Annotated in this window: 23 protein-coding genes and 4 tRNA genes; 13 read left to right on the top strand and 14 right to left on the bottom strand. The window is 67.4% G+C overall.

Annotated elements, in window-relative coordinates:
* Positions 1-40: 40 nt before the first annotated feature.
* The 4 genes from A5705_RS08205 to A5705_RS08220 all read right to left on the bottom strand — a co-directional run bounded on the left by A5705_RS08205 (position 41) and on the right by A5705_RS08220 (position 5,184).
* A complete protein-coding gene (locus A5705_RS08205) occupies positions 41-2,077 on the bottom strand; it encodes an LCP family protein (RefSeq protein ID WP_067883684.1) in 2,037 nt (678 codons plus the stop codon).
* A gap of 158 nt (positions 2,078-2,235) precedes the next feature.
* A complete protein-coding gene (dusB, locus tag A5705_RS08210; protein WP_067883685.1) occupies positions 2,236-3,369 on the bottom strand; it encodes a tRNA dihydrouridine synthase DusB in 1,134 nt (377 codons plus the stop codon).
* 18 nt (positions 3,370-3,387) lie between these two features.
* Positions 3,388-4,404 (bottom strand): acyl-ACP desaturase, encoded by a 1,017-nt coding sequence (locus A5705_RS08215; protein WP_067883686.1) that lies wholly within the window; start codon positions 4,402-4,404, stop codon positions 3,388-3,390.
* A gap of 165 nt (positions 4,405-4,569) precedes the next feature.
* Positions 4,570-5,184, bottom strand: a complete 615-nt coding sequence (locus tag A5705_RS08220; protein ID WP_067883687.1) for a TetR/AcrR family transcriptional regulator — start codon at positions 5,182-5,184, stop codon at positions 4,570-4,572.
* 67 nt (positions 5,185-5,251) lie between these two features.
* On the opposite strand from A5705_RS08220, the gene A5705_RS08225 reads away from it, so the two are divergent.
* Positions 5,252-6,262 carry an oxygenase MpaB family protein gene (locus A5705_RS08225; RefSeq protein WP_082956361.1) on the top strand — a complete coding sequence of 337 codons (1,011 nt, stop codon included), beginning with the start codon at positions 5,252-5,254 and terminating at the stop codon, positions 6,260-6,262.
* A 16-nt stretch (positions 6,263-6,278) separates the two neighbouring features.
* Here the strand turns inward: A5705_RS08225 and A5705_RS29140 are convergent, their stop codons facing one another.
* The 3 genes from A5705_RS29140 to A5705_RS08235 are packed head-to-tail and all read right to left on the bottom strand — an operon-like array spanning position 6,279 to position 7,471.
* On the bottom strand, positions 6,279-6,482 hold the full coding sequence (locus tag A5705_RS29140) for a zinc transporter Slc39a7 (protein WP_082956362.1): 204 nt from the start codon (positions 6,480-6,482) through the stop codon (positions 6,279-6,281).
* A 41-nt stretch (positions 6,483-6,523) separates the two neighbouring features.
* Positions 6,524-6,934, bottom strand: coding sequence for a metalloregulator ArsR/SmtB family transcription factor (locus A5705_RS08230; protein WP_067883688.1), 411 nt, complete (start codon positions 6,932-6,934; stop codon positions 6,524-6,526).
* Positions 6,935-6,970: 36 nt separating this feature from the next.
* Positions 6,971-7,471 (bottom strand): nucleoside deaminase, encoded by a 501-nt coding sequence (locus A5705_RS08235; protein WP_068276717.1) that lies wholly within the window; start codon positions 7,469-7,471, stop codon positions 6,971-6,973.
* Positions 7,472-7,559: 88 nt separating this feature from the next.
* On the opposite strand from A5705_RS08235, the gene A5705_RS08240 reads away from it, so the two are divergent.
* On the top strand, positions 7,560-8,468 hold the full coding sequence (locus A5705_RS08240) for a class I SAM-dependent methyltransferase (protein WP_068276720.1): 909 nt from the start codon (positions 7,560-7,562) through the stop codon (positions 8,466-8,468).
* Here the strand turns inward: A5705_RS08240 and A5705_RS08245 are convergent.
* Positions 8,458-9,267, bottom strand: a complete 810-nt coding sequence (locus A5705_RS08245) for a TIGR04255 family protein (protein ID WP_067883691.1) — start codon at positions 9,265-9,267, stop codon at positions 8,458-8,460. The genes A5705_RS08240 and A5705_RS08245 overlap by 11 nt on opposite strands.
* A 151-nt stretch (positions 9,268-9,418) precedes the next feature.
* A tRNA-Lys gene (locus A5705_RS08250) sits at positions 9,419-9,491 on the bottom strand.
* 135 nt (positions 9,492-9,626) lie between these two features.
* Between A5705_RS08250 and A5705_RS08255 the strand changes: the two genes are divergently transcribed.
* The 3 genes from A5705_RS08255 (at position 9,627) to A5705_RS08265 (ending at position 9,909) form a co-directional block, all read left to right on the top strand.
* Positions 9,627-9,699 (top strand) — tRNA-Glu (locus tag A5705_RS08255).
* Positions 9,700-9,730: 31 nt separating this feature from the next.
* Positions 9,731-9,807 (top strand) — tRNA-Asp (locus A5705_RS08260).
* A 25-nt stretch (positions 9,808-9,832) separates the two neighbouring features.
* Positions 9,833-9,909, top strand: a tRNA-Phe gene (locus A5705_RS08265).
* Between the two features lie 9 nt (positions 9,910-9,918).
* Here A5705_RS08265 and A5705_RS08270 read toward each other — a convergent pair.
* The gene (locus A5705_RS08270; protein ID WP_068276723.1) at positions 9,919-11,613 is read right to left on the bottom strand and encodes a PE-PPE domain-containing protein; all 1,695 of its coding nucleotides are present in this window, start codon (positions 11,611-11,613) and stop codon (positions 9,919-9,921) included.
* 94 nt (positions 11,614-11,707) lie between these two features.
* A complete protein-coding gene (locus A5705_RS08275; protein ID WP_067883725.1) occupies positions 11,708-12,160 on the bottom strand; it encodes a tautomerase family protein in 453 nt (150 codons plus the stop codon).
* A gap of 317 nt (positions 12,161-12,477) precedes the next feature.
* On the opposite strand from A5705_RS08275, the gene A5705_RS08280 reads away from it, so the two are divergent.
* From A5705_RS08280 to A5705_RS08305, 6 genes are all read left to right on the top strand, one after another.
* Positions 12,478-13,170, top strand: coding sequence for a M15 family metallopeptidase (locus A5705_RS08280; RefSeq protein WP_067883693.1), 693 nt, complete (start codon positions 12,478-12,480; stop codon positions 13,168-13,170).
* A gap of 61 nt (positions 13,171-13,231) precedes the next feature.
* A complete protein-coding gene (locus tag A5705_RS08285; RefSeq protein ID WP_068276726.1) occupies positions 13,232-14,041 on the top strand; it encodes a methyltransferase domain-containing protein in 810 nt (269 codons plus the stop codon).
* 74 nt (positions 14,042-14,115) lie between these two features.
* The gene (locus A5705_RS08290) at positions 14,116-15,693 is read left to right on the top strand and encodes a methylmalonyl-CoA mutase family protein (RefSeq protein WP_068276729.1); all 1,578 of its coding nucleotides are present in this window, start codon (positions 14,116-14,118) and stop codon (positions 15,691-15,693) included.
* On the top strand, positions 15,694-16,125 hold the full coding sequence (locus tag A5705_RS08295) for a cobalamin-dependent protein (protein ID WP_068276731.1): 432 nt from the start codon (positions 15,694-15,696) through the stop codon (positions 16,123-16,125).
* A complete protein-coding gene (locus A5705_RS08300) occupies positions 16,110-17,066 on the top strand; it encodes an LLM class F420-dependent oxidoreductase (protein WP_068276734.1) in 957 nt (318 codons plus the stop codon). The genes A5705_RS08295 and A5705_RS08300 overlap by 16 nt, the downstream gene beginning before the upstream one ends.
* Complete coding sequence (locus A5705_RS08305) at positions 17,063-18,103, top strand: CaiB/BaiF CoA-transferase family protein (RefSeq protein WP_068276737.1); 1,041 nt, start codon at positions 17,063-17,065, stop codon at positions 18,101-18,103. The genes A5705_RS08300 and A5705_RS08305 overlap by 4 nt, the downstream gene beginning before the upstream one ends.
* Here the strand turns inward: A5705_RS08305 and A5705_RS08310 are convergent.
* Positions 18,089-19,003, bottom strand: a complete 915-nt coding sequence (locus A5705_RS08310; protein WP_156763062.1) for a LysR family transcriptional regulator — start codon at positions 19,001-19,003, stop codon at positions 18,089-18,091. The two genes, A5705_RS08305 and A5705_RS08310, sit on opposite strands and share 15 nt — an antisense overlap.
* A 166-nt stretch (positions 19,004-19,169) precedes the next feature.
* Between A5705_RS08310 and A5705_RS08315 the strand changes: the two genes are divergently transcribed.
* Together A5705_RS08315 and A5705_RS08320 are read left to right on the top strand one after the other, a co-directional pair.
* Positions 19,170-20,063 carry an SDR family oxidoreductase gene (locus A5705_RS08315; RefSeq protein ID WP_067883699.1) on the top strand — a complete coding sequence of 298 codons (894 nt, stop codon included), beginning with the start codon at positions 19,170-19,172 and terminating at the stop codon, positions 20,061-20,063.
* Between the two features lie 8 nt (positions 20,064-20,071).
* Positions 20,072-20,842, top strand: coding sequence for an LLM class flavin-dependent oxidoreductase (locus A5705_RS08320; RefSeq protein ID WP_369803392.1), 771 nt, complete (start codon positions 20,072-20,074; stop codon positions 20,840-20,842).
* Here the strand turns inward: A5705_RS08320 and A5705_RS08325 are convergent.
* Both A5705_RS08325 and A5705_RS08330 read right to left on the bottom strand, forming a co-directional pair.
* On the bottom strand, positions 20,839-21,153 hold the full coding sequence (locus tag A5705_RS08325) for a DUF4286 family protein (RefSeq protein WP_067883728.1): 315 nt from the start codon (positions 21,151-21,153) through the stop codon (positions 20,839-20,841). The genes A5705_RS08320 and A5705_RS08325 overlap by 4 nt on opposite strands.
* 19 nt (positions 21,154-21,172) lie before the next feature.
* The gene (locus A5705_RS08330) at positions 21,173-21,514 is read right to left on the bottom strand and encodes a 2Fe-2S iron-sulfur cluster-binding protein (protein WP_067883729.1); all 342 of its coding nucleotides are present in this window, start codon (positions 21,512-21,514) and stop codon (positions 21,173-21,175) included.
* Positions 21,515-21,589: the final 75 nt, after the last annotated feature.

Consider the following 21,589-nt stretch of genomic DNA (forward strand, 5'->3'; position numbering starts at 1 on the left):
TCGACGCAGGAAACGGGTGCTGCCGTCCCGCCAAAATTCTTTACTCGCAGGTGGTGTCGGCCGCGTTGGTCACCGTCAGGTCGTCGGGCAGCTGTGTCGGCGCGTTGCCCGAACCGCGTTCGATCTGCATGCTGATCGACGAGCCCGTGGGCGCGGGAGTGGCGACGGAGTTGAAGTCCGGGCCCAGCACCACCTGAATGACCTGCCCGTAGCCCGAGACCCGCTGGACCTTCGCGTTGGCGAACGAGGACGCCACCGTGGCGGCGGCCTGTTCATTGCCGGGCGAGAACAAGACCGTCGTCGTGTTCACCGAACTCGGGTAGTCGTCGGGCGTCATCACATTGAAGCCGTTGTTCTTCAGCTGTTTGGTCGCGGTGGCCGCCAGGCCGCTCTGCGTCGTCGCGTTGGACACCCGCACCGTGACCTCTTGCGGCGACGTGGTCGTCACCTGTTGGTGCTGGGCCTCGGGCGTCGGCGTCGGCGTTTTCTTGGTGGTGGGCGCCTTCGTCGGCGTCGAGGTTGCCGACGTCCCGCCCAACGGTTTGGCGTTTTGGTCGTTTTCCTCGGGCAGCGGATCGTCGTTGATGATGGCGTCGAAGAGCGCCCGCATGTCCGCCATCCGCGGCGGCTCATCGCCGTTCTGGTCGGTGACGCCGGTCGGCACGGTGACGAACGTCATGTGCCCGGCCGCCATGCCCTGCAACGACTGACCCAGCTGCACCAGGTCTTTGGTCTTGACGTTGTCGACGGTGGTCAGGCTGATGAACATGTTGACGACGTTGTTGAGCTTGTTGAGGTCGAGCAACGTGTCCTCGGAGATCAGCGATCGCAACAGCGACGACAAGAACAACTGCTGGCGTTTGATGCGGCCGTAGTCACCGTTGGTCTCGGTTGTCACCTGGCGGGCCCGCACATAGTTCAGCGCGGTTGCGCCGTCGAGGACCTGGCGTCCCGCGTGGTCGAGGACCGTACCCAGTTCGTAGTCGTGCAGCGGGGTGCGGCTGCAGACTTCGACGCCGCCGAGGGCGTCGACCATTTTGGCGAAGCCGGCGAAGTCGACCGCGATGAACCGGTTGATGCTCAGGCCGGACAGCTTCTGGATCTCCTTGACCAGACACTTCGGGCCGCCGAACGCGTAAGCGGAGTTCAGCTTGGTCTCGGTGTAGACCGTCTTAGGGCCCCAGGTCCCCTTCTTCTCGTCGTAGATGGGCCCGTACTTGCCGGTGTCGGGGTTGTAGGCCTCGCATTGGATCGGGGTGATCGCCAGGTCGCGGGGGAACGACACCGCGACGACGCGCTTACGGTTCGCCGGGATGTTGACCAGCATGACCGTGTCCGATCGCGCGCCATCGGCGTCGTCGGTGGTGCCGGCGCCCATGTCCGCGTTTTCCCCGGCGCGCGAGTCGATGCCGACGATCAGGAAGTCTTCGTCGCCGTACTGCCCGCCGGGATCTCGGATGTCGCTCGAGTTCGGGTCGAGCGCGCTGACGATGTTGAGGCGGTTGTTCTTCGACGCGCTCCATTGCCACGCGCCACCGGTCAGGACCAGCGCCAGCACGGCGGAAAACGCCGCCGCCGAGCGCGCGGCGAGGAGTATCGGCCGCCGGCGGGGCCTCGGCCTGGGCTCGCGCGTCTTGGGCGCGCGCGTCGGCGCCGCGGGTTCAGCGGCGTCGAATTCGTCGTCGTTCGGATAGTTGGCGGCTTCGAGGTCGGGCAGCTCCGCGGTGGCGTCGAGCGAATAGGCCGGGATCACCTGCGTGTCCTGCAACTCGACCGGCAGGCCCGGTACCGAGTCCGGCGGCTCTTCGTCTGCTGCGGCGCGATGGTGGCTGGGCCGGGCGGCGGTCGGGGCCCCCACCTTGGCGATCAAATCGGCGACGGTGAGGCCGCCGTCGGCGTGGCAACCGGCCTGCTCGGCCTCGGCGATGGCGGGCTCGATCACGGCCGGTTCGGCCTGCCACCGGTGAACGCCGCGACGGGCCGGCGGCTCGGCGAACCGTTCCCACGGGGCGGAGCCGGGCATGGCCTGCGGGGTGCGCCGATGGTCAAGAGTGGCGTCAGTGCCGCCATCACTCATGTCCTATCGGCCTCCGAAGCTCGGCGTTACAGGTGCTCTTGCGCAATCTCGAGGCGCTCCTGCAGCGGCACCGAACGGTCCCCCACCGAAGCGCAATGCAGCAAGGTCCACATCGTACTGAGTTATCCGCGTCGATGCGATTTCGAGAGTGTTAAGGCTCAGCCACCCGAATGCATGACGTCCGCTCCGGCCGGCACTGTGCAGTCGTCCGGGTCGGTCAGCCAGCCTTCGGGAAGGGCCACGCGGGCCGGCGAGCCCTGCCGGCCGCGGGGGCCGGTCGCGGCGTCGGGGAACGGCACCGCCCGGTCCAACCGGTCGAGCAGCGCGTCGAGTTCATCCAGGGTCCTGACCATCGCCAGCGCGCGGCGCAGTTCGGATCCGGCGGGAAAGCCGTGCAGATACCAGGCAATGTGCTTGCGGATGTCGCGCATGCCCTTGTCCTCGCCGAAATGCGCGGCCAGCAGCCGGCCGTGCCGGCGCACGATGTCGGCGACCTGCCCCAGCGTGGGCGGGGTCGGCGCCGGCCTGCCGGTGAAGGCGGCCGACAGCTCGGCGAACAGCCACGGCCGGCCCAGGCAGCCGCGGCCGATGACCACGCCGTCGCATCCGGTGCTGGCCATCATCGCCAGCGCGTCGCTGGCGTCGTAGATGTCGCCGTTGCCGAGCACCGGGATCGTCCCCACCCGCTGCTTGAGCCGCGCAATCTGTTCCCAGTCGGCGGTGCCGGAATAACGCTGCGCCGCCGTGCGGGCGTGCAGCGCGACCGCGGCGGCCCCCTCGGCCTCCGCGATACGGCCGGCGTCCAGGTGCGTGTGGTGTTCGTCGTCGATGCCGATGCGGAACTTGACGGTCACCGGTATTCCGGTGCCCTCGGTGGCCCGCACGGCCGCGGCGACGATCTGGCCGAACAGCCGCCGCTTGAACGGCAGCGCCGCCCCGCCGCCGCGCTTGGTGACCTTGGGCACCGGGCAGCCGAAGTTCATGTCGATGTGGTCGGCGAGGTTCTCGTCCGCGATCATCCTGGCGGCCGCGTAGGTCGTCGCCGGGTCGACGGTGTAGAGCTGCAACGAGCGCGGCGACTCGTCGGGCGCGAACGTCGTCATGTGCATGGTGACCGGATGCCGCTCGACGAGCGCCCGCGCGGTCACCATCTCGCAGACGTAGAGGCCGCTGACGGTTCCCGCCCTGGCCTCCTCGATCTCACGGCACAGCGTGCGGAACGCGACGTTGGTCACGCCGGCCATCGGGGCCAGCACGACGGGGCTGGCGAGCGTGATCGGACCGATGCGCACTTGGTGTCCCGAGCCGGACTACCGGCGGCTCATCGCCAGCTTGCCCGCGGTCTTGTGCAACTCGTAGGCGGTGGTCCTCTTGCCGGTGCGTGCTTCCCGGTCCAGTTGACGCTGCTTGGACACCTCGAACCTGTCGCAGGACGCCTCGAGCTCCTTGACCAGCACGCCGAGCTCATCGCGCAGCTTTGCTGCCTCTCCGGTGAAGTCGTTGCGCTCGAAGATGCGCCATTTCTTCAGCACCGGCATGACGACCTCGTCGAGGTGGATGCGCGGGTCGTAGACGCCGCCCATTGCGATGACCACGGCTTTGCGCCTGAACTCGGGCACCTGGAAGCCGGGCATCTGGAAGTGGCTGAGAATCAGGTGTAACGCCTGCATCGCCTGGTTGGGGACGAGATCGAACGCGGCCTCGCTGACATCGCGGTAGAAGATCATGTGCAGGTTCTCGTCGGCCGAGATCTTCGCCATCAGCTGCTCGGCGACGGGGTCGTTACAGGCCTTGCCGGTGTTGCGGTGCGAAATCCGGGTGGCTAGTTCCTGAAAGCTGACGTAGAGGACGGAGTGGCAAAGGGTGTCCGCGAAGTACTCACCCTGGTGGTTCTGGCCCGGGCTGAAGCCCCGGTTGACCACCTCGATGCGCAGCTTTTCCAGTTCGACCGGATCGACCGCGCGGGTCACCACCAGGTAGTCGCGCAGCGCGATGCCGTGCCGGTTCTCCTCGGCGGTCCAGCGGTTGACCCACTGCCCCCAGGCCCCGTCCATGCCCATGTTCATCGCGATCTCGCGGTGGTACGACGGCAGGTTGTCCTCGGTGACGAGGTTCTGCACCATCGCCACCTGGGCGACGTCGGAAAGTTTGCTCTGCTCGGGGTGCCAGTCCTGCCCGCCGAGAGCGTAATAGTTCTTACCGTCCGACCACGGGATGTAGTCGTGCGGGTTCCAGGGCTTGTGCACGCTCAGATGCCGATTGAGGTACTTCTCGACCACCGGCTCCAGCTCGTGCAGCAGCTGTCGGTCGGTCAGCTGGGCTGACATAGTCCCTCCAGTTATCTGTGTCTACGGGTTGCAGTCAATATATCTGTGCCCGCCGGTAGCATCAAGTTTCTCCAGCCCGCGCGCCGTCGCCTTTTGTCAGGTGAAACCGCCGGTGTGTGAAACCCCGCTTCTCAGGGCTGGCCGGCGCGGTGCGGCCGGGCACCGCTACTCGAATTTCGCTTGCTCGGCCGGGGTCACATACGGCGCCGCCGCCGCGAACAGCATGTTGACGCAGTAGTCGATGAACTGCTTGCGGCTGGCCCCGAGCTGGCCGTTGAGGTAGGCGGTGAACAGGCTCGTCAGGCCGCCGACCAGGCTGGTGGCGATCATTTTCTGCAGCACCGAATCGCCGATCCGGGACAGCTTGCGCTGCAGCAGATCGATGAAGTTGGGCATCCACTCCGCGCCGGACTGGGTCAATATCGGCTCCACCGCGGGCGCCAGCAGCAGCACCCGACCGCGCACGGGGTCGTCGACCATCAGCTCGACGAATTGTTCGACGGCCTCGCGCGGCGTCTTCGCCGAGGTGAGGGTGTTCATCGCTTTCGTGCAGACATCGTCGTAGACGGCGCGCACGAATTCGTCACGGTCGGAGAAGCTTTCGTAGAAGTAGCGTTCGGTGAGCGCGGCCTTGCGGCACACCGCACGCACGGTCAGCGCGGGACCGCGATCGCTGCCGAGCAACTGCACGCCGGCGGTGATGAGATTGTCGCGACGGAGGGCGTGTCGGCTCTCTAGGGGGACGCCGGTCCAACGGCCCCGTCGTTGACCGGTCTGCACATCGCTCCTAAGCTTTAAATTGACAACACGTGTAGTCAAACTTGTCGAAACTTACAGGAATCCAATAGTGACCCAACATACGTCCGCACCCCGCTCGCTGACCAGCGGCTCCGACGGCCTGGCCGACGGCTGCCCGGTGTCGCCGCTGGGCTACGAGGCTCCGCCGGTACCGCTCGGCCCCGAATCCCTGACTTGGCGCTACTTCGGGGACTGGCGCGGCATGTTGCAAGGTCCGTGGGCGGGGTCCATGCAGAACATGCATCCGCAACTGGGTGCGGCGGTCATCGACCACTCCACCTTCTTCCGGGAGCGGTGGCCCCGTCTGCTGCGCTCGCTGTACCCGATCGGCGGCGTCGTGTTCGACGGCGAGCGCGCCCCGGTCACCGGCGCCGAGGTGCGCGAGTACCACACCGACATCAAGGGCGTCGACGAACAGGGCCGGCGCTACCACGCGCTGAATCCCGACGTCTTCTACTGGGCCCACGCCACCTTCTTCGTCGGCACCATCCATGTGGCCGAGCGGTTTTGCGGGGGTCTGACCGAGGCGCAGCGGCGCCGGCTCTTCGACGAGCACGTCGAGTGGTATCGCATGTACGGCATGAGCATGCGACCGGTGCCGGCGTCCTGGGAGGACTTCAAGGTGTACTGGGACCACATGTGCCGCAACGTCTTAGAGGACAACTGGGCTGCCCGCGCGGTCCTCGACCTGACCGAGCTGCCCAAACCGCCTTTCGCCCAATGGCTTCCGGACCCGCTGTGGGCCGCCCAGCGCAGGCTGCTGGCCCCCTTCTTTGTGTGGCTCACCGTCGGTCTCTACGATCCGCCGGTGCGCGACCTGATGGGTTACACGTGGTCGCGTCGCGACGAGTGGCTGCACCGGCGTTTCGGCGACCTCGTCCGTGGCGTCTTCGCTTGCGTGCCAAGGCGATACCGTAAACATCCCCGAGCACGCGCCGGTTGGGACCGCGTCGCCGGCCGGATCCCGTCGGACGCACCGCTGGTGCAAACGCCTGCGCGCAACCTGCCGCCGCTGGACGAGCGCGACAATCCGAAACACTATTGCCCGCAGGTGCGCTGAGGCCGCGCGGAGCACCCTAACCGTGGGCGTGATTGTGCGCGCCCTCGAGGTCGGACTGGTGCACGTGCTGGTGCGTGTGCTCGGTTCCGTCGTCATGGGCATGCGGGTGCTCGTGCCTGAGATGGTCGTGCTGGTGGGTGGTGTGCGCGTGTGAGTGGGCCCTGTCGCCGTGGTGGTGTTCGTGCGCGTGTGGTGCCGCATAGCTGTGCTGATCGGTCATCGTGTCGCCTTTCGACGTGAAATGTGTTGTGCTCCAAGTGATCAGGCTTGACCGCGACGGGATCGCGCGCCCCTGCCCGACCCCGACCCGGCGGCCATCCTCAAATCGCTCTCGCCGCGGTGATGACGGGGAACCCCGGGGCCGGCGTGCTCGGCGTTGCAGACCGCGTCGATGACCAGCTGCCGGACGTGGTCGTTCTCCAGGCTGTAGAAGATGCTGGTTCCGTCCCGGCGCGTGCGCACCAGTCGTGCCATCCGCAGCTTTGCCAGGTGCTGGGAAACCGACGGCGCAGGCTTTCCCACGTGCTCGGCGAGTTCGTTGACCGACATCTCGCGATGCCTCAGCGACCAGAGCACTTGCACGCGGGTGGCGTCGGCCAGCATCCGGAAAACCTCGACGACGAGACCTGCCTGGTCGTCGGGCAAGCGGCTTTCGCCATTATCTGCATGCATACGCAAATAGTAGCCCTGCGCGGCGATGCCGCTGAGTCAACCCGGGGGTACGACGGTCGATGCGCGCCGACCGCCGTTGCGTTCGTTCCACAGCCGGTACACCTTTACGGCCGCCTGGTGGGGCTCGTAGCGCATCGGGAGACGACGGCGGTCCCAGGGCTTGGCGAATTCGTCGTAGAACGTGGAAACCTCAAAGTACTTGCGGTCATCGAGGTAGTACTGCTCGGAGGACTCCCGGGTGGTGAGGAAGACGACTTCCCTGGGAGAGCAGTAGTACAGCGAGCCCAGGCACATCGGGCACGGGTGGGCCAGCACGTAGATGGTGCTGTCGACCAGGTGCTCGGTGCCCAGTTTCCGGCACGCCTCGCGGATGGCCAGGATTTCCGCATGTGCCGTCGGATCGTTCGTCTGGGCCACCTGGTTGGCGCTCTCGGCGAGGACGTCGCCGTCCCTGACGATCACCGTCGCGAACGGGCGACCGCCCGCGGCGACGTTTTGGCGGGCCAATTCGATCGTGCGCTGGGCGAAGTCGGTCACAACTCGGAGGGTAGCGCCGCGGGTCGGCAGCTCGCGCTGTGCTAGTAACTAGACAGTCTATATTTTCGGCTCGGGATGAGGGACCACCATGGCGCGCACCGATCGTGATCGTTGGGATTTGGCGACCAGTGTCGGAGCGACGGCCACCATGGTCGCCGCGCAGCGGGCGCTGTCCAGCGAGGAAAAGTTGATCGAGGATCCCTACGCGGCCCCGTTGGTGCGTGCGGTGGGCATCGACGTCTACGTCCGGTTGGTGAACGGCCAGATTCCGGTCGGCGGCGAATCCGAGTTCGACCCGCGCCGGATGGCGCGCGGGATGGCTTGCCGCACCAGGTTTTACGACCGGTTCTTTCTCGACGCGGCACGCGGTGGCGTCAGCCAGGTGGTCATCCTCGCGTCGGGACTTGACGCGCGCGCGTACCGCCTGCCATGGCCCGCGGGCACCGTCGTCTACGAGGTCGACATGCCGGAGGTGATCGAGTTCAAGACGGAGACGCTGCGCGACCTGGGCGCGGAGCCGACCGCCGAGCGGCGCACCGTCGCCATCGACCTGCGCGACGACTGGGCCGCCGCCCTGCAGCAGGCGGGCTTCGATGCGGACGCGCCGGCGGCGTGGAGTGCCGAGGGCCTATTGGTCTATCTGCCCGACGAAGCCCAGGACGCCCTGTTCGACCACATCACCGCGCTGAGCGCCCCGGGCAGCCGCCTGGCCTTCGAATTCGTCCCCGACACCGCGGTTTTCGCCGACGAGCGCTGGCGCGCACACCATGACCGGATGAGCGAACTCGGGTTCGAGATCGACTTGAACGACCTCGTCTATCACGGCCGGCGCAGCCACATCCTCGACTATCTGAACAAGCGGGGCTGGCGGACGTCGTCGCAAACCGTCAAGGAGTTGCACGCAGCCAACGGCTTCCTCTATCCCGACGACGACATCGCCCAAGCCTTCGCCGACGTGACCTACAGCAGCGCTGTGTTCGCCGGGCTTACCGGCTGAGCAGGTCGTCCTTCAGGCGGTTGGTGAGCATCTCCTGAAACACGGTGCGGGCCGGGTCGTAGAGGTCCTGGAAAGTCGCCAGCACCGCGTTCCGGTCGTATTCGGGGATGGATCCGAGGGGAGTCCAGAAGCTGTCGATGTCCATCAGGAAGAACGGTCCCTGTGCGGCCGGCATCGTCCGGCGCAGGTGGTAGCTGGCGTCCAGCGCCTGGCCCACGCCCGGGCCGTAGCGCACGATCATCGACTTGCCGGGGTTCGCCTCGCGGTAGACCGCGGCGCCCTGCCATTCGGTCAGGGTCAGGCCGGCGGGGGCGATGCGTTGCGGGCCGAGCAACGGCTCGGCGATCCAGTTGGCCCATTCGATACGGCCGTCCACGCCCTGGGGCACCCGGATCTCGAGGACGTAGCGCAGGCCGAGGCGCTCCACCCCGACGATGGGCGAAAACTGCGAGCGGGCGTCGATGACCCGCATCACCAAGTCGACCAGCGACTCGAAGTTGGTGTACGCGGTGGTCTCGACGACCACCGCCTGTGTCTTCATCGAGGCGGCAACGGTGTTATCCCGGTTGACGTAACGGACGAAGCGCTCGGCGGTCGGTTGCGGACTCCCGCCGGCGCCCATCGCCCACGCCACGTCCTGAGCCTGGCGTTCGATGGGCAGCAGGTCCGCGAGCAGGCGTCTGAGCTCGCTGGCCGAGGCATCGGTCAGGGAATCCGTTGCCGGGTGACGGATTTCCATGGTTACCAGGGCTACGGGCGCGTTGGGGTAGGCCGCATCGACACTCACAGTCCGAAGCATAAGCCAAGCCGTTCCGTGGCCGAACGAGGGCCACACCGTGCGATGGCCGGCGCGCGTAACGCACCGGGTCGGGCAGGGCGACTCCGGCCGACGGTGCGGCCGTGCCGACGCCGTTTCGGGAGGTAACGTCCATTTTCAGGGCCATCTTCGGTGCCCCCACTAGGACTCGAACCTAGGACCTGCGGATTAAAAGTCCGTAGCTCTACCAACTGAGCTATAGGGGCGCGAAGGTTCAGGATACTGCGTTCGGAACACCGCCCGACCGGCGCTCGTTTGAGGATTGGGCCTGCGGTGACCTAAGCTGACGTGGCTCCCAACGGTAACTGCGTTGCGAGTGCCCCCGAAGTGATTCGGTTCTGGCCCCCATCGTCTAGTGGCCTAGGACGCCGCCCTTTCACGGCGGTAGCACGGGTTCGAATCCCGTTGGGGGTACGCGCGACGCAATGACGCGGAGCGATAGCGAGGCCCTGTGGCGCAGTTGGTTAGCGCGCCGCCCTGTCACGGCGGAGGTCGCGGGTTCGAGTCCCGTCAGGGTCGCCAGCACGGCGAGGCAGTCATGCCTTCCGGCCAGGTAGCTCAGTCGGTACGAGCGTCCGCCTGAAAAGCGGAAGGTCGGCGGTTCGATCCCGCCCCTGGCCACCACCAGAACGATCAGAAACTCCCGTACGGCGCGCCCGTCAGGATCGAATAACCCGCCTCCCCGAGGACCGCGACTTCCAAACCGCCCAGCATCGGGAGCAATCCGACGTCGGCGGCGACGGGGTAGCCGAACGCGTTGATCAGCCCGCCGAGGGGCTGGCCGTTGACCATCTGGGTGATCCCGTTGAGGAACAGGTTGACGTCGTACGACGGCAGGGAGACCAGGGCGGCCGTCGTGATATCTGCCGTCGGTAGCAGCGTCGAGTAGGCGGTCGAGAACGCCGTCGTCCCGGTGCCGACGATCTGGGTGTTGGCCGCCTCCAAGCCCATGAGGAGGTCTGTCACCGTGGGAGGCCCCGCGGGCAGCGCCAGTGTCCCCGGCCCCGACGTCAGTGACGTCAGCGCCCCGGTTACGCCCTGCAGCGACGGCAACTGCGGGGGTCCCTCGGCGGAGAAGTCGGCGATCGCGGCGCCGATTCCCTGGTGCATCCCGCTGACCAGCGCGGGCCCCAGGGCGGTGGTGTCGCTGAGCGGCGGCAGGAATCCGAACGGGGTCGTCACGTTGGCCGGCCCGGTGGACCAGCCGAAGTCCGGGTTGCCGTAGCCCCAGTTGACCAGGGGCGTCAAAACCGGTTGCACCAAATCCGCGATCGGGTTCCCGATGTACGGGATGAACCGCACCGGATCCAACAGCGGCAGGTTCGGGTTGGGAATCATGTAGAAGGTGGTCTGGGTGGCACCCTGCGTCGGCAATGTGACCGCCGAATTGATCTGGCTGGAACTGAGGGTGTCGTAGCTCGTGTGCACAGTCACCATGCCCGCGAGCGCATTCAAGTCGGAGAAGACGTCGATCGGGTATTGCGGGAAGTCGGCCCAGCCGTCGTACTCGATTGTGTAGACCTTGGTCAGGAAGTCGTTGGTCGGCATCGGGCCGAGGGTCGAAAAGCCCAGCGTCGGCAGGCTCAGACCAGGAAAGCGCGCGTCCCAGCCGCCGTTGGGGTTCATCGAATTGCCAAGCAGCACAAAGTTTATCGGTAGATTGCTGGGCGTGCCGGCGGGGTCCAGAAACTGCATTTCCAGCGCGGCGATGTTGGCGCCCTGCGAGTAGCCCAATACGTTGATGGTATTTCCGGCCGTAAGTTGCTGTTGTATTGCGTTGTTCAGGGCCGTGACGCCGCGGGCTATCGAAATGTTCTGCATCAGGTCCTTGATGCCGCTGTCCGGATATTCTCCCGCCGGCATGAACAGGGCTTGGACGAGGCCCACGGGGAAATTGGGGGCGACATACTTGCTGACGACGTTGGTCACGAAGTCCGGCGGAGGGAACGGCATTCCGCTGCCGCCCAGGACGAAGGTGACGGGCGGGTCCGCCGCGCTCTGCAGGGCCGCGGTCGTGGAACCGCCGTTCGCGGCGAGCGCGGCCACGCCGGCGGCCTCGGTGTTGGCGTAGGCGTTGCCGGCCGCCGCCAGCGCTTGGGCGAATTCGCCGTGCAGCGCCGCCGCCCGCCCGATCAGCGCCCGGCACTGTTGGCCGTATGCGCTGAACAGATTGGCGACCGCGGCGGATATCTCGTCGGCGGCGGCCGCCGCCACACCGGTCGTCCTGCCCGCCGCGGCCGCACCGGCCTCGTCGATCGCCGATCCGATCGCGGCCACATCCGCGGCCGCGGTCACCATCACCCGGGGCTGCGCTAGCACGTACTGCATCCGGTCTCCCCCTCACGACGAGCATCCCCACCTGCTCCCGGCCAGCATAATGCGATCTACCGGGGGTGGGCGGCCCCTTCGGCCGAACGCTCCTTCAGGCGAGACGTTCGTCGGGCATATCCTCGGCCACAATCCCTTTCACCTGCTGGTAGTAGATGATCCTCCCGCCACCGGCCCAGTCGCCCTCGGGGATCTCATGGATCAGCGTCCACACGTGAAACGCGCGGGAGCCCTGCGGCTCGATTCCCGCCGCGCCGCACACCGCGTCCTGCACGTCGGCGACGAGCCGTTCTTTGCGGTGCCGGTCGAGCGCTCCCTGGAAGACCGTCAGGTCGACCCTGAACCGCGGCGCGCCCGGGCCGCGGCCACCCACCGAGAGCTCGCCCGCCTCGATCGGATGCAGGTACACCCACGTGTTGTCACGCAAAAACGTTGTGTCCGGGGCGCGTTCGGCGCGCAGGAGCACGGTCACCAACTCGTCGGCCAGCCGGCTCAACACTTCTTCGGCCAGCGAGCCGCGCACGAACGTCAAGTCAATCATCGGCATGGCAAAACCCTCGTTCCGGAATTGCAGCGACATATTGGGATCGCCCACATCGACCGCGGCGGAACCGAATTGATCGCGTGGTGCACGACGTCCACTCCGAGACCGGCATCGTGGTCGCTCCTTCGGGCCGCCGGCCAGTGGCTAGTCGATCGGCTACTCGGACGATAGATGACGCCTCGCGGTCCATCAATGGCGTCGTCACCGCTCCACAAAGTGGTAGCGCCGGTGATACCGCTTTACGGAACAAGTCATAGAAACTGTTGCCGTGGCTGGTGTGGCTCGTGTGATCCCACCCGGCGCACCGCGACAATGATCGAATGCGTCGCCTCCGGCTGTTGTCTCCGCTCCTGCTCACCGGAGCGCTCGTCGGCGCCGCCACCGCGCAGGCCGGTCCCGACGTGCCGCCGGTCAGCGACGCGGCGCGCGCGGCAGGATTCGTCGACGTCCGCACCGTAGTCCCCGACGCCGTCATCAACCTGCGCTACGCGACGACCAACAACTTCACCCACACGCAGCTGTATCCCTCCGACGCCCGATGCCTGGTCCATCAGTCGATGGCTCCCGGGCTGGCGACGGCCGCGACGGCGCTGCGGCCCCAGGGCCACGTGCTGGTCTTCTGGGACTGCTACCGGCCGCACGACGTGCAGGTCGCGTTGTTCAACGCGGTTCCGAATCCCGCCTGGGTGGCCCGGCCCGGCCCGTATGCGCACAGTCACGAGTCCGGGCGCTCGGTGGACGTGACGTTCACCAGCGTGCAGGAGCAGTGCTCGGCGGAGCGGCAAGTCGACGGGCTGTGCCTGGCCGACATGGGCACCGACTTCGACGATTTCTCCTCGCGCGCAACGGCATACGCGACGCAGGGCGTCGGCGTCGACGCGCAGGCGAACCGCGCACGGCTGCGGGACGCCATGAAGTACGGCGGGCTGTCGCCGTATTCGGGGGAGTGGTGGCATTTCGACGGCCCGGGTGCGGGCGTCGACCGACCGATCCTCAACGTCCCGGTGGACTAGCTGTTCTCATATTTCGAGACAGCGGTTTCATATCATGAGTCAGCCGGTTAAGCTTCGGGTCATGAACGCACCGCCGGCCAAGTACACGCACGGGCACCACGAGTCGGTGCTGCGCAGCCACCAGCGGCGCACGGCGCAGGACTCCGCGGCCTACCTGCTGCCGCACCTGAAGCCGGGGTTGTCGGTGCTCGACATCGGCTGCGGCCCCGGCACGATCACCGCCGACCTCGCCGAGCGGGTGGCGCCGGGAACGGTGCTGGCCGTCGACCAATCCACCGACGTCCTCGAGGTGGCCCGCGCCGAGATCGAGCGCCGCAAGCTCTCCAACGTCGCGTTCGCGACCGCCGACGTGCACCGGCTCGAGTTTCCCGACGACACCTTCGATGTCGTCCACGCGCACCAGGTTCTGCAGCACGTGGCCGATCCGGTCCGGGCGCTGGGCGAGATGCGCCGCGTGTGCCGGCCCGGCGGAATCGTCGCGGCCCGCGACGCCGACTACGCCGGCTTCATCTGGTTTCCGCGGATCCCCGGGCTGGACCTATGGCTCGATCTCTACGGCAAGGTGCACCGCGCCAACGGCGGCGAACCGGATGCCGGCCGGCGGTTGCTGTCGTGGGCGCTGGCGGCCGGGTTCGACGACGTCACGCCGACGGGCAGCGTCTGGTGCTACGCGACGCCCGAAACCCGCGACTGGTGGGGCGGCATGTGGGCCGACCGGATCCTGCATTCGAATGTGGCCCGCGACCTGCTGACCCTGGGGCTGGCCACTCCTGACCAGCTCGAGGAGGTTGCGGCGGCGTGGCGGGCGTGGGCGGCGGCCCGGGACGGCTGGCTGTCCATGCCCCACGGCGAAATTCTCTGCCGAGCGTAGGGCGACAACGCCGTTTTCCCAGCTCAGGCAAGTGGTATTGGCATTCTCTTTTTTTGCAAGTACGTTATTCATCGATGGATAACGCTGCTCAGACACCGTCGGGCATCCCGCTGCGGCCCGTGTACGGGCCGGCGGACAGAACCGCGGAACCACCGCCGCCCGGGGAGTTCCCCTTCACCCGGGGAAACTTCGCGTCCGGGTATCGGGGCAAGTTGTGGACCTTCCGGCAGTACTCCGGTTTCGGCACCGCCGAGGAATCCAACCGCCGGTATCGATACCTGCTGGACCAGGGCGGGACGGGGCTGTCAGTGGCGCTCGACCTGCCCACCCAGTGCGGATATGACTCCGACGATCCGGACTTCGGCGAGGAGGTCGGCCGGGTCGGCGTCGCGGTGGACACCCTGGCCGACTTCGAGATCTTGTTCGACGGCATCCCACTGGACAAGCTCAGCACGAGCATGACGATCAACGGGACGGCGGCGATCCTGCTGGCGTTCTACGTCGCCGCCGCCGAGAAGAAAGGGATACCGCGGGCGAAGCTCACCGGGACCATCCAGAACGACATCCTCAAGGAATACGCCTCGCGCGGGACCTGGATCTGGCCGCCGGAGCCTTCGCTGCGGCTCATCGCCGACACCATCGAGTTCTGCGCGGCCGAGGTGCCCAGGTTCAACGCGATCTCGGTGGCCGGGGCGCACTTCCGCGACGCCGGGGCCAACGCCGTGCAAGAGATGGCGTTCACCCTGGCCGACGGCGTCACCTATTGCGACACCGTGGTCGAACGCGGCCGGATGACCATAGACCAGTTCGCGCCGCAGATCTCGTTCTTCTTCTACACCCACGGCGACTTCTTCGAGGAGGTCGCCAAATACCGTGCGGGACGGCGCCGTTGGGCGACGATCGTGCGGGAACGCTACGGTGCGGTGACGGACAAGGCGTCGATGTTCCGCTTCGGCTGCGTGTGCGGCGGCGCCTCCCTGTATGCCCCCCAGGCGCAGAACAACCTCGTTCGGGTCGCCTACGAGGCGATGGCGGCGGTGCTCGGCGGCGTCCAGTCGATGTTCACCGCGGCCTGGGACGAACCGTTCGCGCTGCCCACCGAGGAGTCCACCACGCTGGCGCTGCGCACCCAGCAGATCCTGGCCTACGAAACCGGTGTCGCCAGCGTCGCCGACCCGCTGGGTGGCTCCTACTTCGTCGAGGCGCTCACCGACGCCACCGAGGCCCGCATCGTCGAGATCATGGACGACCTCGAACGCCACGGCGGCATGGTCAGCGCGATCGAGGACGGCTACCTGCAGGGCCTGATCGCCGACGAGGCCTTCCGCGTGCATCAGGACATCGAGGCGGGCACCCGCCCCGTCGTCGGGGTCAACCGCTTCGTGACCGACGAACCGGAACCCGACGTGGTCAGCTACGAGCTCGACGCCGAGGGCCGCGACCTGCAGCTCAAGCGGCTCGCCAAGGTGAAGGCCGAAAGGGATTCGAGCGCAGTGCGATCCACGCTCGCGGAGTTGTCGCGGGACGCCGCAGGAACTGACAACCTGATGCACAAGCTGATCGACTGTGCCAATGCGTACTGCACCGTCGGTGAGATGGTTTCCGCGCTCAAAGGGGTGTGGGGCGAATTCCAGCAACCGGTGGTGTTTTAGATGGCGGTGCGGATCCTGGTGGCCAAGCCGGGCCTGGACGGTCATGATCGCGGCGCCAAGATCGTCGCGCGCACCCTGCGCGACGCCGGCTTCGAGGTGATCTACACCGGCATCCGGCAGCGCATCGAAGACATCGCCTCGATCGCCGTCCAGGAGGACGTGGCCGTCGTCGGGCTGAGCATCCTGTCCGGTGCGCACCTGACGCTCACCGCGCGGACCATCGAGGCGTTGCGCGCCGCCGACGCCGCCGACATCGCCGTCGTCGTCGGCGGCACCATTCCGCACGCCGACGTGCCCAAGCTGCTGTCCGCCGGCGCCGCCGCGGTGTTCCCCACCGGCACACCGCTCGACGCACTCGTGCACGAGATCCGCGCACTGACCGGCACCCCCGAACCCGTTGCGGAAAAAGAGGAACAGTGCGCGTCGGAGTGATGATCGGCGCCGAGCGTGGCGACATGGCCCGCAAGGTGCACAAGCTGGTGTCTGACATCGAATGGGCCGAGGCCGCGGGTCTGGACACCGCATGGATGCCGCAGGTGCCCGACGACTTCGACTGCCTGACCATGGTCTCGCTGATGGCCGCGCACAGCTCGCGCATCGAGCTCGGCACCGCGGTGGTGCCGCTTCAGGCCCAGCATCCCGTTGCCCTTGCCCGCCAAGCGCTCTCGACGCACGCGGTGGCCGGCGGGCGGTTGGCGCTGGGCGTCGGACCGTCGCACCACTGGATCATCCGCGACATGCTCGGTTTGCCCTATGAGAAGCCGGCCGCCTACACCCGCGACTACCTGCAGGTGCTGGGCGCCGCCATCGCCGGGCCGGGACCGGTTGACGTGGAGAACGATTCGTTCACGGTGCACAACCCGTTGGCGATCGGCGCCGACAGCCCGATGCCGGTGCTGGTCGCCGCGCTGGGCCCGGTGATGCTGCAGCTTGCCGGTGAACTCGCCGACGGCACCGTGTTGTGGATGGCCGACGAGCGCGCGATCGGTGATCACATCGCGCCGAAGATCACCAAGGCCGCCGCGGATGCCGGCCGTCCCGCGCCGCGGATCGTCGCGGGCATCCCCGTATGCCTCTGTGCGCCTGCACAAGTCGACGAGGCCAAGCAGCGGGCCAACCGCATCCTCGGCGAGGCCGAGGTGTCGCCCAACTATCAGCGCCTGCTGGAACGCGGCGACGCCCGCGATGTCGGCGATCTGTGTGCGGCCGGTGACGAGGAGGCCATCTTGGCCAGGATGCGCCGCTTCGCCGACGCCGGGGTGACGGACCTGTCGGTGCGGCTACTGCCCATCGGTGACAACCGGGACGAGCTGGTCGCTTCCAAGCGCCGCACCCGCGAAATGATCGCCTCGCTTGCCGCGGAATTGCGTTGACTGGCAGCAACACCGGGCCGCTCGCGGGGATACGCATCCTCGAGGTCGGCACCATGCTGGCGGGTCCGTACGCCACCATGCTGCTCGCCGACCTCGGCGCCGAAGTCACCAAGATCGAGCCGCGCGGCGGGGAGATCTCCCGCGGCGTCGGCGCCAGCTACTTCGCCAGCCTCAACCGCAACAAGTCCAGCGTCACGTTGGACCTGAATTCCGAAGCGGGACAGCGAAAGCTGGGTGAGCTGGTCGCCGAATCGCACGCGCTGCTGGTGAACCTGAAGCCGTCGGCCATCCGGCGGCTCGGCCTCACCTACGACGAGCTACGACGGCACAACGAGCGCATCGTCTGCGTTGCGATCACCGGGTTCGGCCTGTACGGCGGCGACGACCCGGCTTTCGATTATGTGGTTCAGGCGGGAGTCGGCACCGCCGCCCTGACCGGCGACCCGGACGGCCCACCGACACTGCCCGGCTATTCATCGGCCGACAATTCCACCGGAATGTGCGCCGCACTGGGGCTGTTGGCCAAGATTGTCTCCGGCACTGGCGGCCAGGTGGACGTGTCGCTGCGCGACGTGATGCTCTCGCAGCTCAACTACCACGCGTCGGCCTACCTCAACAACGGCGTCGAGCCACAGCGCCGGCCCAACGGGGCTCACTCGTATTACGTTCCGGCACAGCTCTTTCCCACCGCGGAAGGGTATCTGGCGCTGTTCATCACGCACGACGGTTTCTGGAAGTCGTTCGCCGCCGAGGCGGGCATCGGCGGATTCGAAACCATGGCCGAACGGGTTGCCCGCCGCGACGAGGTGCTGGCGGTCGTCACGGCGATGCTGGCGACCGACACCGCCGCCGGCTGGGAACGGCGACTGCGCCCCCTGGGCGTTCCGGCCGCGGCCGTCAGGACGCTGCCCGAGGCGCTGAAGGCGACACCGGAAGTGGTTGTGACCGCGGGTGATTTCCGCCTGGTCGGCAGCCCGATCCGCGTGTCGGGCTACGAGCCCGACTACCGGCCCCCGCCGGAACTAGCCGAGGGCTGAAGCGGGCGGCCCGGTGAGGTGGGCCTCGGCGAGTTTGCGAAAAGCCGAAACGAGACGGCCACGGTCGCCGGCGCGCGTCGCCAGAACGACATGGCAGGGCTCGACGCCCTTCAACGGGACCGTGGTGATGTCAGGCCGCAACGCGTTGCCGTGGAAGCCGGCCGTGATGGCTACCGCCTGCCCGGAGGCGATGACTTCGAACTTGTCCTCGAGCGCGTCGATGAACGGCCCATCGGGCGCTCGGCGCCCGTCCGGGCGGGGATCGATGCGCCAGAAGGCACTCCACGCCGGGTCGGAATCGCGGACCCGCGGCATCGGGTCATCGGCGATGTCGTCGAGAGTCACAAAATCCCGGCCGGCCAGGCGGTGGTCGACTGACAGCGCGAGCATCCGGGGCTCGTCGTAGAGGATGGTCACGTGCAGTCCGTCGGTGGGAAACGGCAGCCGGGTCACCACCGCGTCCACCCGATGCCCGAGCAATGCATCGAGGGCCTGGCCCCAATGCAGGTGCGACACTTGCACTTCGGCGTCCGGGTGCTCGCGGCGCAGCTCGCGCACCGCCGGAGTGACGATCATCCCGGTCGTGTAGCCGATCGTGATGCGGCTGGGCTGCCCTGCGGCCCGGGCCTGGGCGGCGGCCTGCGCGGCGCTGCGCAGCAGGGCCCTGGCTCGGGGCAGAAACACCTCTCCGGCCTCCGTGAGGCGGGTGCCTTGTGGCGTGCGATCCAACAGCCGAACACCCAGCTGTTGCTCGAGTCGCCGGATCTGGCGACTCAACGACGGCTGCGCGACGCGCAGCGCGCTCGCGGCGCGGCCGAAGTGCCGATGCTCGGCCACCACCACGAAATATCCGACCAGCCGCAGGTCCAGATCGATCATTGGCGATGCCGGCGCGGTCATGCCGACAGTGTAACCGTCGGGCATCCCGTCCAATGCCGCGATTGCCCAATTGACGTGCGGTGATGCTTATTCCGTATCGCGCCATCCGGAATAGGTCTTGGACGCCCGGCCCGGCCCGGTCGTTGACTTGGTGTCGCGAATGTCAACGCAATCGAAGGGACCATCCATGCATGTCTTCGTGACCGGCGCGACCGGACACATCGGTTCGGCCGTCGTCGACGAACTCCTGGAAGCCGGGCATCATGTCGCCGGCCTGGCCCGCTCCGACGAGTCCGCCGCCGCGTTGGCGGCGAAGGGCGTCAGCGTGCACCGGGGCGATCTCGACGACCTCGATGGCCTGCGGCAAGCCGCGGCGTCGGCAGACGGCGTCATTCACCTCGCCTTCAAGCACGCCTGGGATGACTTCGCGGGCGCCGCCCAGGCCGATCTCTGCGCCGTCGAGGCCATGGGTGAGGCGCTCGTCGGCACCGACAAGCCGTTCGTGAGCACCTCGGGAACTCTCTTGCTCTCCTTTACCGCGCCGGGGCGCCTGGCGACCGAACGCGACACATTGCCCGCAGGACCCCGGATCGACTCGGAGAACGCGGTGATCGCCATGGCCGAGCGCGGGGTGCGTTCCTCGGTCATCCGGCTCTCGCCGTTGGTGCACAGCAACCTGGACCACCATGGCTTCGCCCACCACCTGATCAAGACCGCCCGCGACAGCGGCAAGTCGGCGTACATCGGCGACGGCTCCAACCGCTGGCCCGGGTTGCACACGCTCGACGCCGCCCGCCTGTACCGGCTGGCCCTCGAAAACGCTCCCGCGGGAACGCGATTGCACGGGGTTGCCGACCAGGGAGTGCCGTTCCGCGAGATCGCCGGCGTCATCGCCCGCCACCTGGATGTCCCGGCCGTCAGCATCCCCGCCGAAGAAGCCGGCCATTTCGGCTTTCTCGCACTCTTCGCATCGCTGGACAACCCGACGTCGAGCGCGTTGACGCAAGAACTGCTGGACTGGAAGCCCGAATGGCCCGGTCTGCTGGAGGATCTCGATGCCGGCCATTACTTCGGCGAGTGAGCGGCGCCGTGGCTAACCCCGTGGTCGACGCCGCCCGCGCGGCGTTGGGACCGGTTGGCGTATGCCTCCCGGTCTCCTTCACCGACAACCCGCACGCCGATCTGCAGCGTGCGGCCGCCGGCCGGCTGGAAGACGCCGGATACCGCGCCGTCTGGACTAATGAGGTCATCGGCAAGGACGCCCTGGTGCAACTGGGCATGCTGCTGTCCGCCACCGAGAGGATGGCGTTCGGCACCTGCATCGCGAACATCTGGGCCCGCCCGGCGCAGACCATGCATGCCGCGGCCGCGCAACTGGCTCAGGCCTACCCGGGCCGGTTCGTGCTGGGCCTCGGCGTCGGCTACCCGGAACAGGCGGCCAGCGTCGGCCGGGATTTCGGCAGCCCGTTGGCCACCATGCGCGACTACGTGAACCGGATGGACAGCCCCACCTGGCCGTCGGCGCCCGACGCACCCTACCCGAAGATCATCGCCGCCAACGGCCCGAAAATGCTTGCGCTGGCGGGTGATATCGCCGACGGGGCGCTGCCGGCCATGCTGCCCGCACAGTTCACCACACAGGCCCGGCGGACGTTGGGGCCGGACAAGCTCCTGGTCGTCGGCGTGTCCGTAGTCGGCGACCCGATCGACTCGGCGGCCATTGCCGCTCAAGTGCATGAGCAGCTGACCGCCGGCGCCGACCACGTCACGCTCCTGCCGCCGATCGGAATCGAGTTCGGCTCTGGCATAGAGCAACTCGAGCGGTTAGCTCCTGCGCTCGCTGCGCTGCCCGGCCGCTAGCCGCCGCACTCGATGGTCGTTTCGAGCAGTCGCGGGACGGGCGCGGGATCCAGCAGCAGAGCATCGGACATGTGCAGCTGGCCGGCGTTGGCGATCATGTTGTCCAGGATGGCCTGCAGGTCGTCGCCCTCGAGCTCGTAGATGGCGACATACGGGCCCTGCCCGTCTACCGGCCGCAGCCGGCGTGCCGCGACGATTCCGTCGAGCGCCAGCAGTTCGGGGATGTGTACTTCGTCGTACCAGGTGTTGTACTCCTGCTCGCGCTCGGGCGAACTGGGCCGACTCTCCACAAGCATGATGCCCTTAGCCATCGCGGCCACCTCTCCGTAGCTACTCGTAGCGCACCGTGACCGAATCCGTATCGGGCACGCCCTGGCACGTCAAAATGTAGCCCTCGGCCACTTCGTCCTCGTCGAGAGCGTCGTTGACCCGCATGGTCGCGTGGCCTTCCTCGAGCCGGGCCATGCACGTGCCGCAGTTGCCGGCCTCGCAACTGAAGGGCGGTTCGAGGCCGGCCCGTCGCGCGCTCTCCAACAGCGTCTCGCCGGGAACCCGTGGCACCGTCACCTTCTTGCGGTCGAGGTGGATCGTCACCGTGCCGACCTCGGCGCCGTCCGTGGATGCGGGATCTGCCACCCGTGGAGTCTCCTCGATGATCATGGTGACCGTCACCTCGACCGCCCCCTCTCGCATTTGCATTCTTCACTATAGAGAATACTATTCTCACAGAGCGATAGGGTCTTCTCA

The sequence above is a fragment of the Mycobacterium sp. E787 genome (assembly GCF_001668725.1).
Lineage (GTDB): Bacteria > Actinomycetota > Actinomycetes > Mycobacteriales > Mycobacteriaceae > Mycobacterium.

Bases quoted from the DNA above. Each gene is read 5' to 3' on its own strand.
- A5705_RS08315 (WP_067883699.1), top strand. From the start codon at position 19,170: ATGCATGTCTTCGTGACCGGCGCGACCGGACACATCGGTTCGGCCGTC.
- A5705_RS08245 (WP_067883691.1), bottom strand. From the start codon at position 9,267: ATGCTTCGGACTGTGAGTGTCGATGCGGCCTACCCCAACGCGCCCGTA.
- A5705_RS08240 (WP_068276720.1), top strand. From the start codon at position 7,560: ATGGCGCGCACCGATCGTGATCGTTGGGATTTGGCGACCAGTGTCGGA.
- A5705_RS08290 (WP_068276729.1), top strand. From the start codon at position 14,116: ATGGATAACGCTGCTCAGACACCGTCGGGCATCCCGCTGCGGCCCGTG.
- A5705_RS08295 (WP_068276731.1), top strand. From the start codon at position 15,694: ATGGCGGTGCGGATCCTGGTGGCCAAGCCGGGCCTGGACGGTCATGAT.
- A5705_RS08230 (WP_067883688.1), bottom strand. From the start codon at position 6,934: ATGCATGCAGATAATGGCGAAAGCCGCTTGCCCGACGACCAGGCAGGT.
- A5705_RS08310 (WP_156763062.1), bottom strand. From the start codon at position 19,003: ATGACCGCGCCGGCATCGCCAATGATCGATCTGGACCTGCGGCTGGTC.
- A5705_RS08325 (WP_067883728.1), bottom strand. From the start codon at position 21,153: ATGGCTAAGGGCATCATGCTTGTGGAGAGTCGGCCCAGTTCGCCCGAG.
- A5705_RS08285 (WP_068276726.1), top strand. From the start codon at position 13,232: ATGAACGCACCGCCGGCCAAGTACACGCACGGGCACCACGAGTCGGTG.
- A5705_RS08275 (WP_067883725.1), bottom strand. From the start codon at position 12,160: ATGCCGATGATTGACTTGACGTTCGTGCGCGGCTCGCTGGCCGAAGAA.
- A5705_RS08280 (WP_067883693.1), top strand. From the start codon at position 12,478: ATGCGTCGCCTCCGGCTGTTGTCTCCGCTCCTGCTCACCGGAGCGCTC.
- A5705_RS08205 (WP_067883684.1), bottom strand. From the start codon at position 2,077: ATGAGTGATGGCGGCACTGACGCCACTCTTGACCATCGGCGCACCCCG.
- A5705_RS08215 (WP_067883686.1), bottom strand. From the start codon at position 4,404: ATGTCAGCCCAGCTGACCGACCGACAGCTGCTGCACGAGCTGGAGCCG.
- A5705_RS08270 (WP_068276723.1), bottom strand. From the start codon at position 11,613: ATGCAGTACGTGCTAGCGCAGCCCCGGGTGATGGTGACCGCGGCCGCG.
- A5705_RS29140 (WP_082956362.1), bottom strand. From the start codon at position 6,482: ATGACCGATCAGCACAGCTATGCGGCACCACACGCGCACGAACACCAC.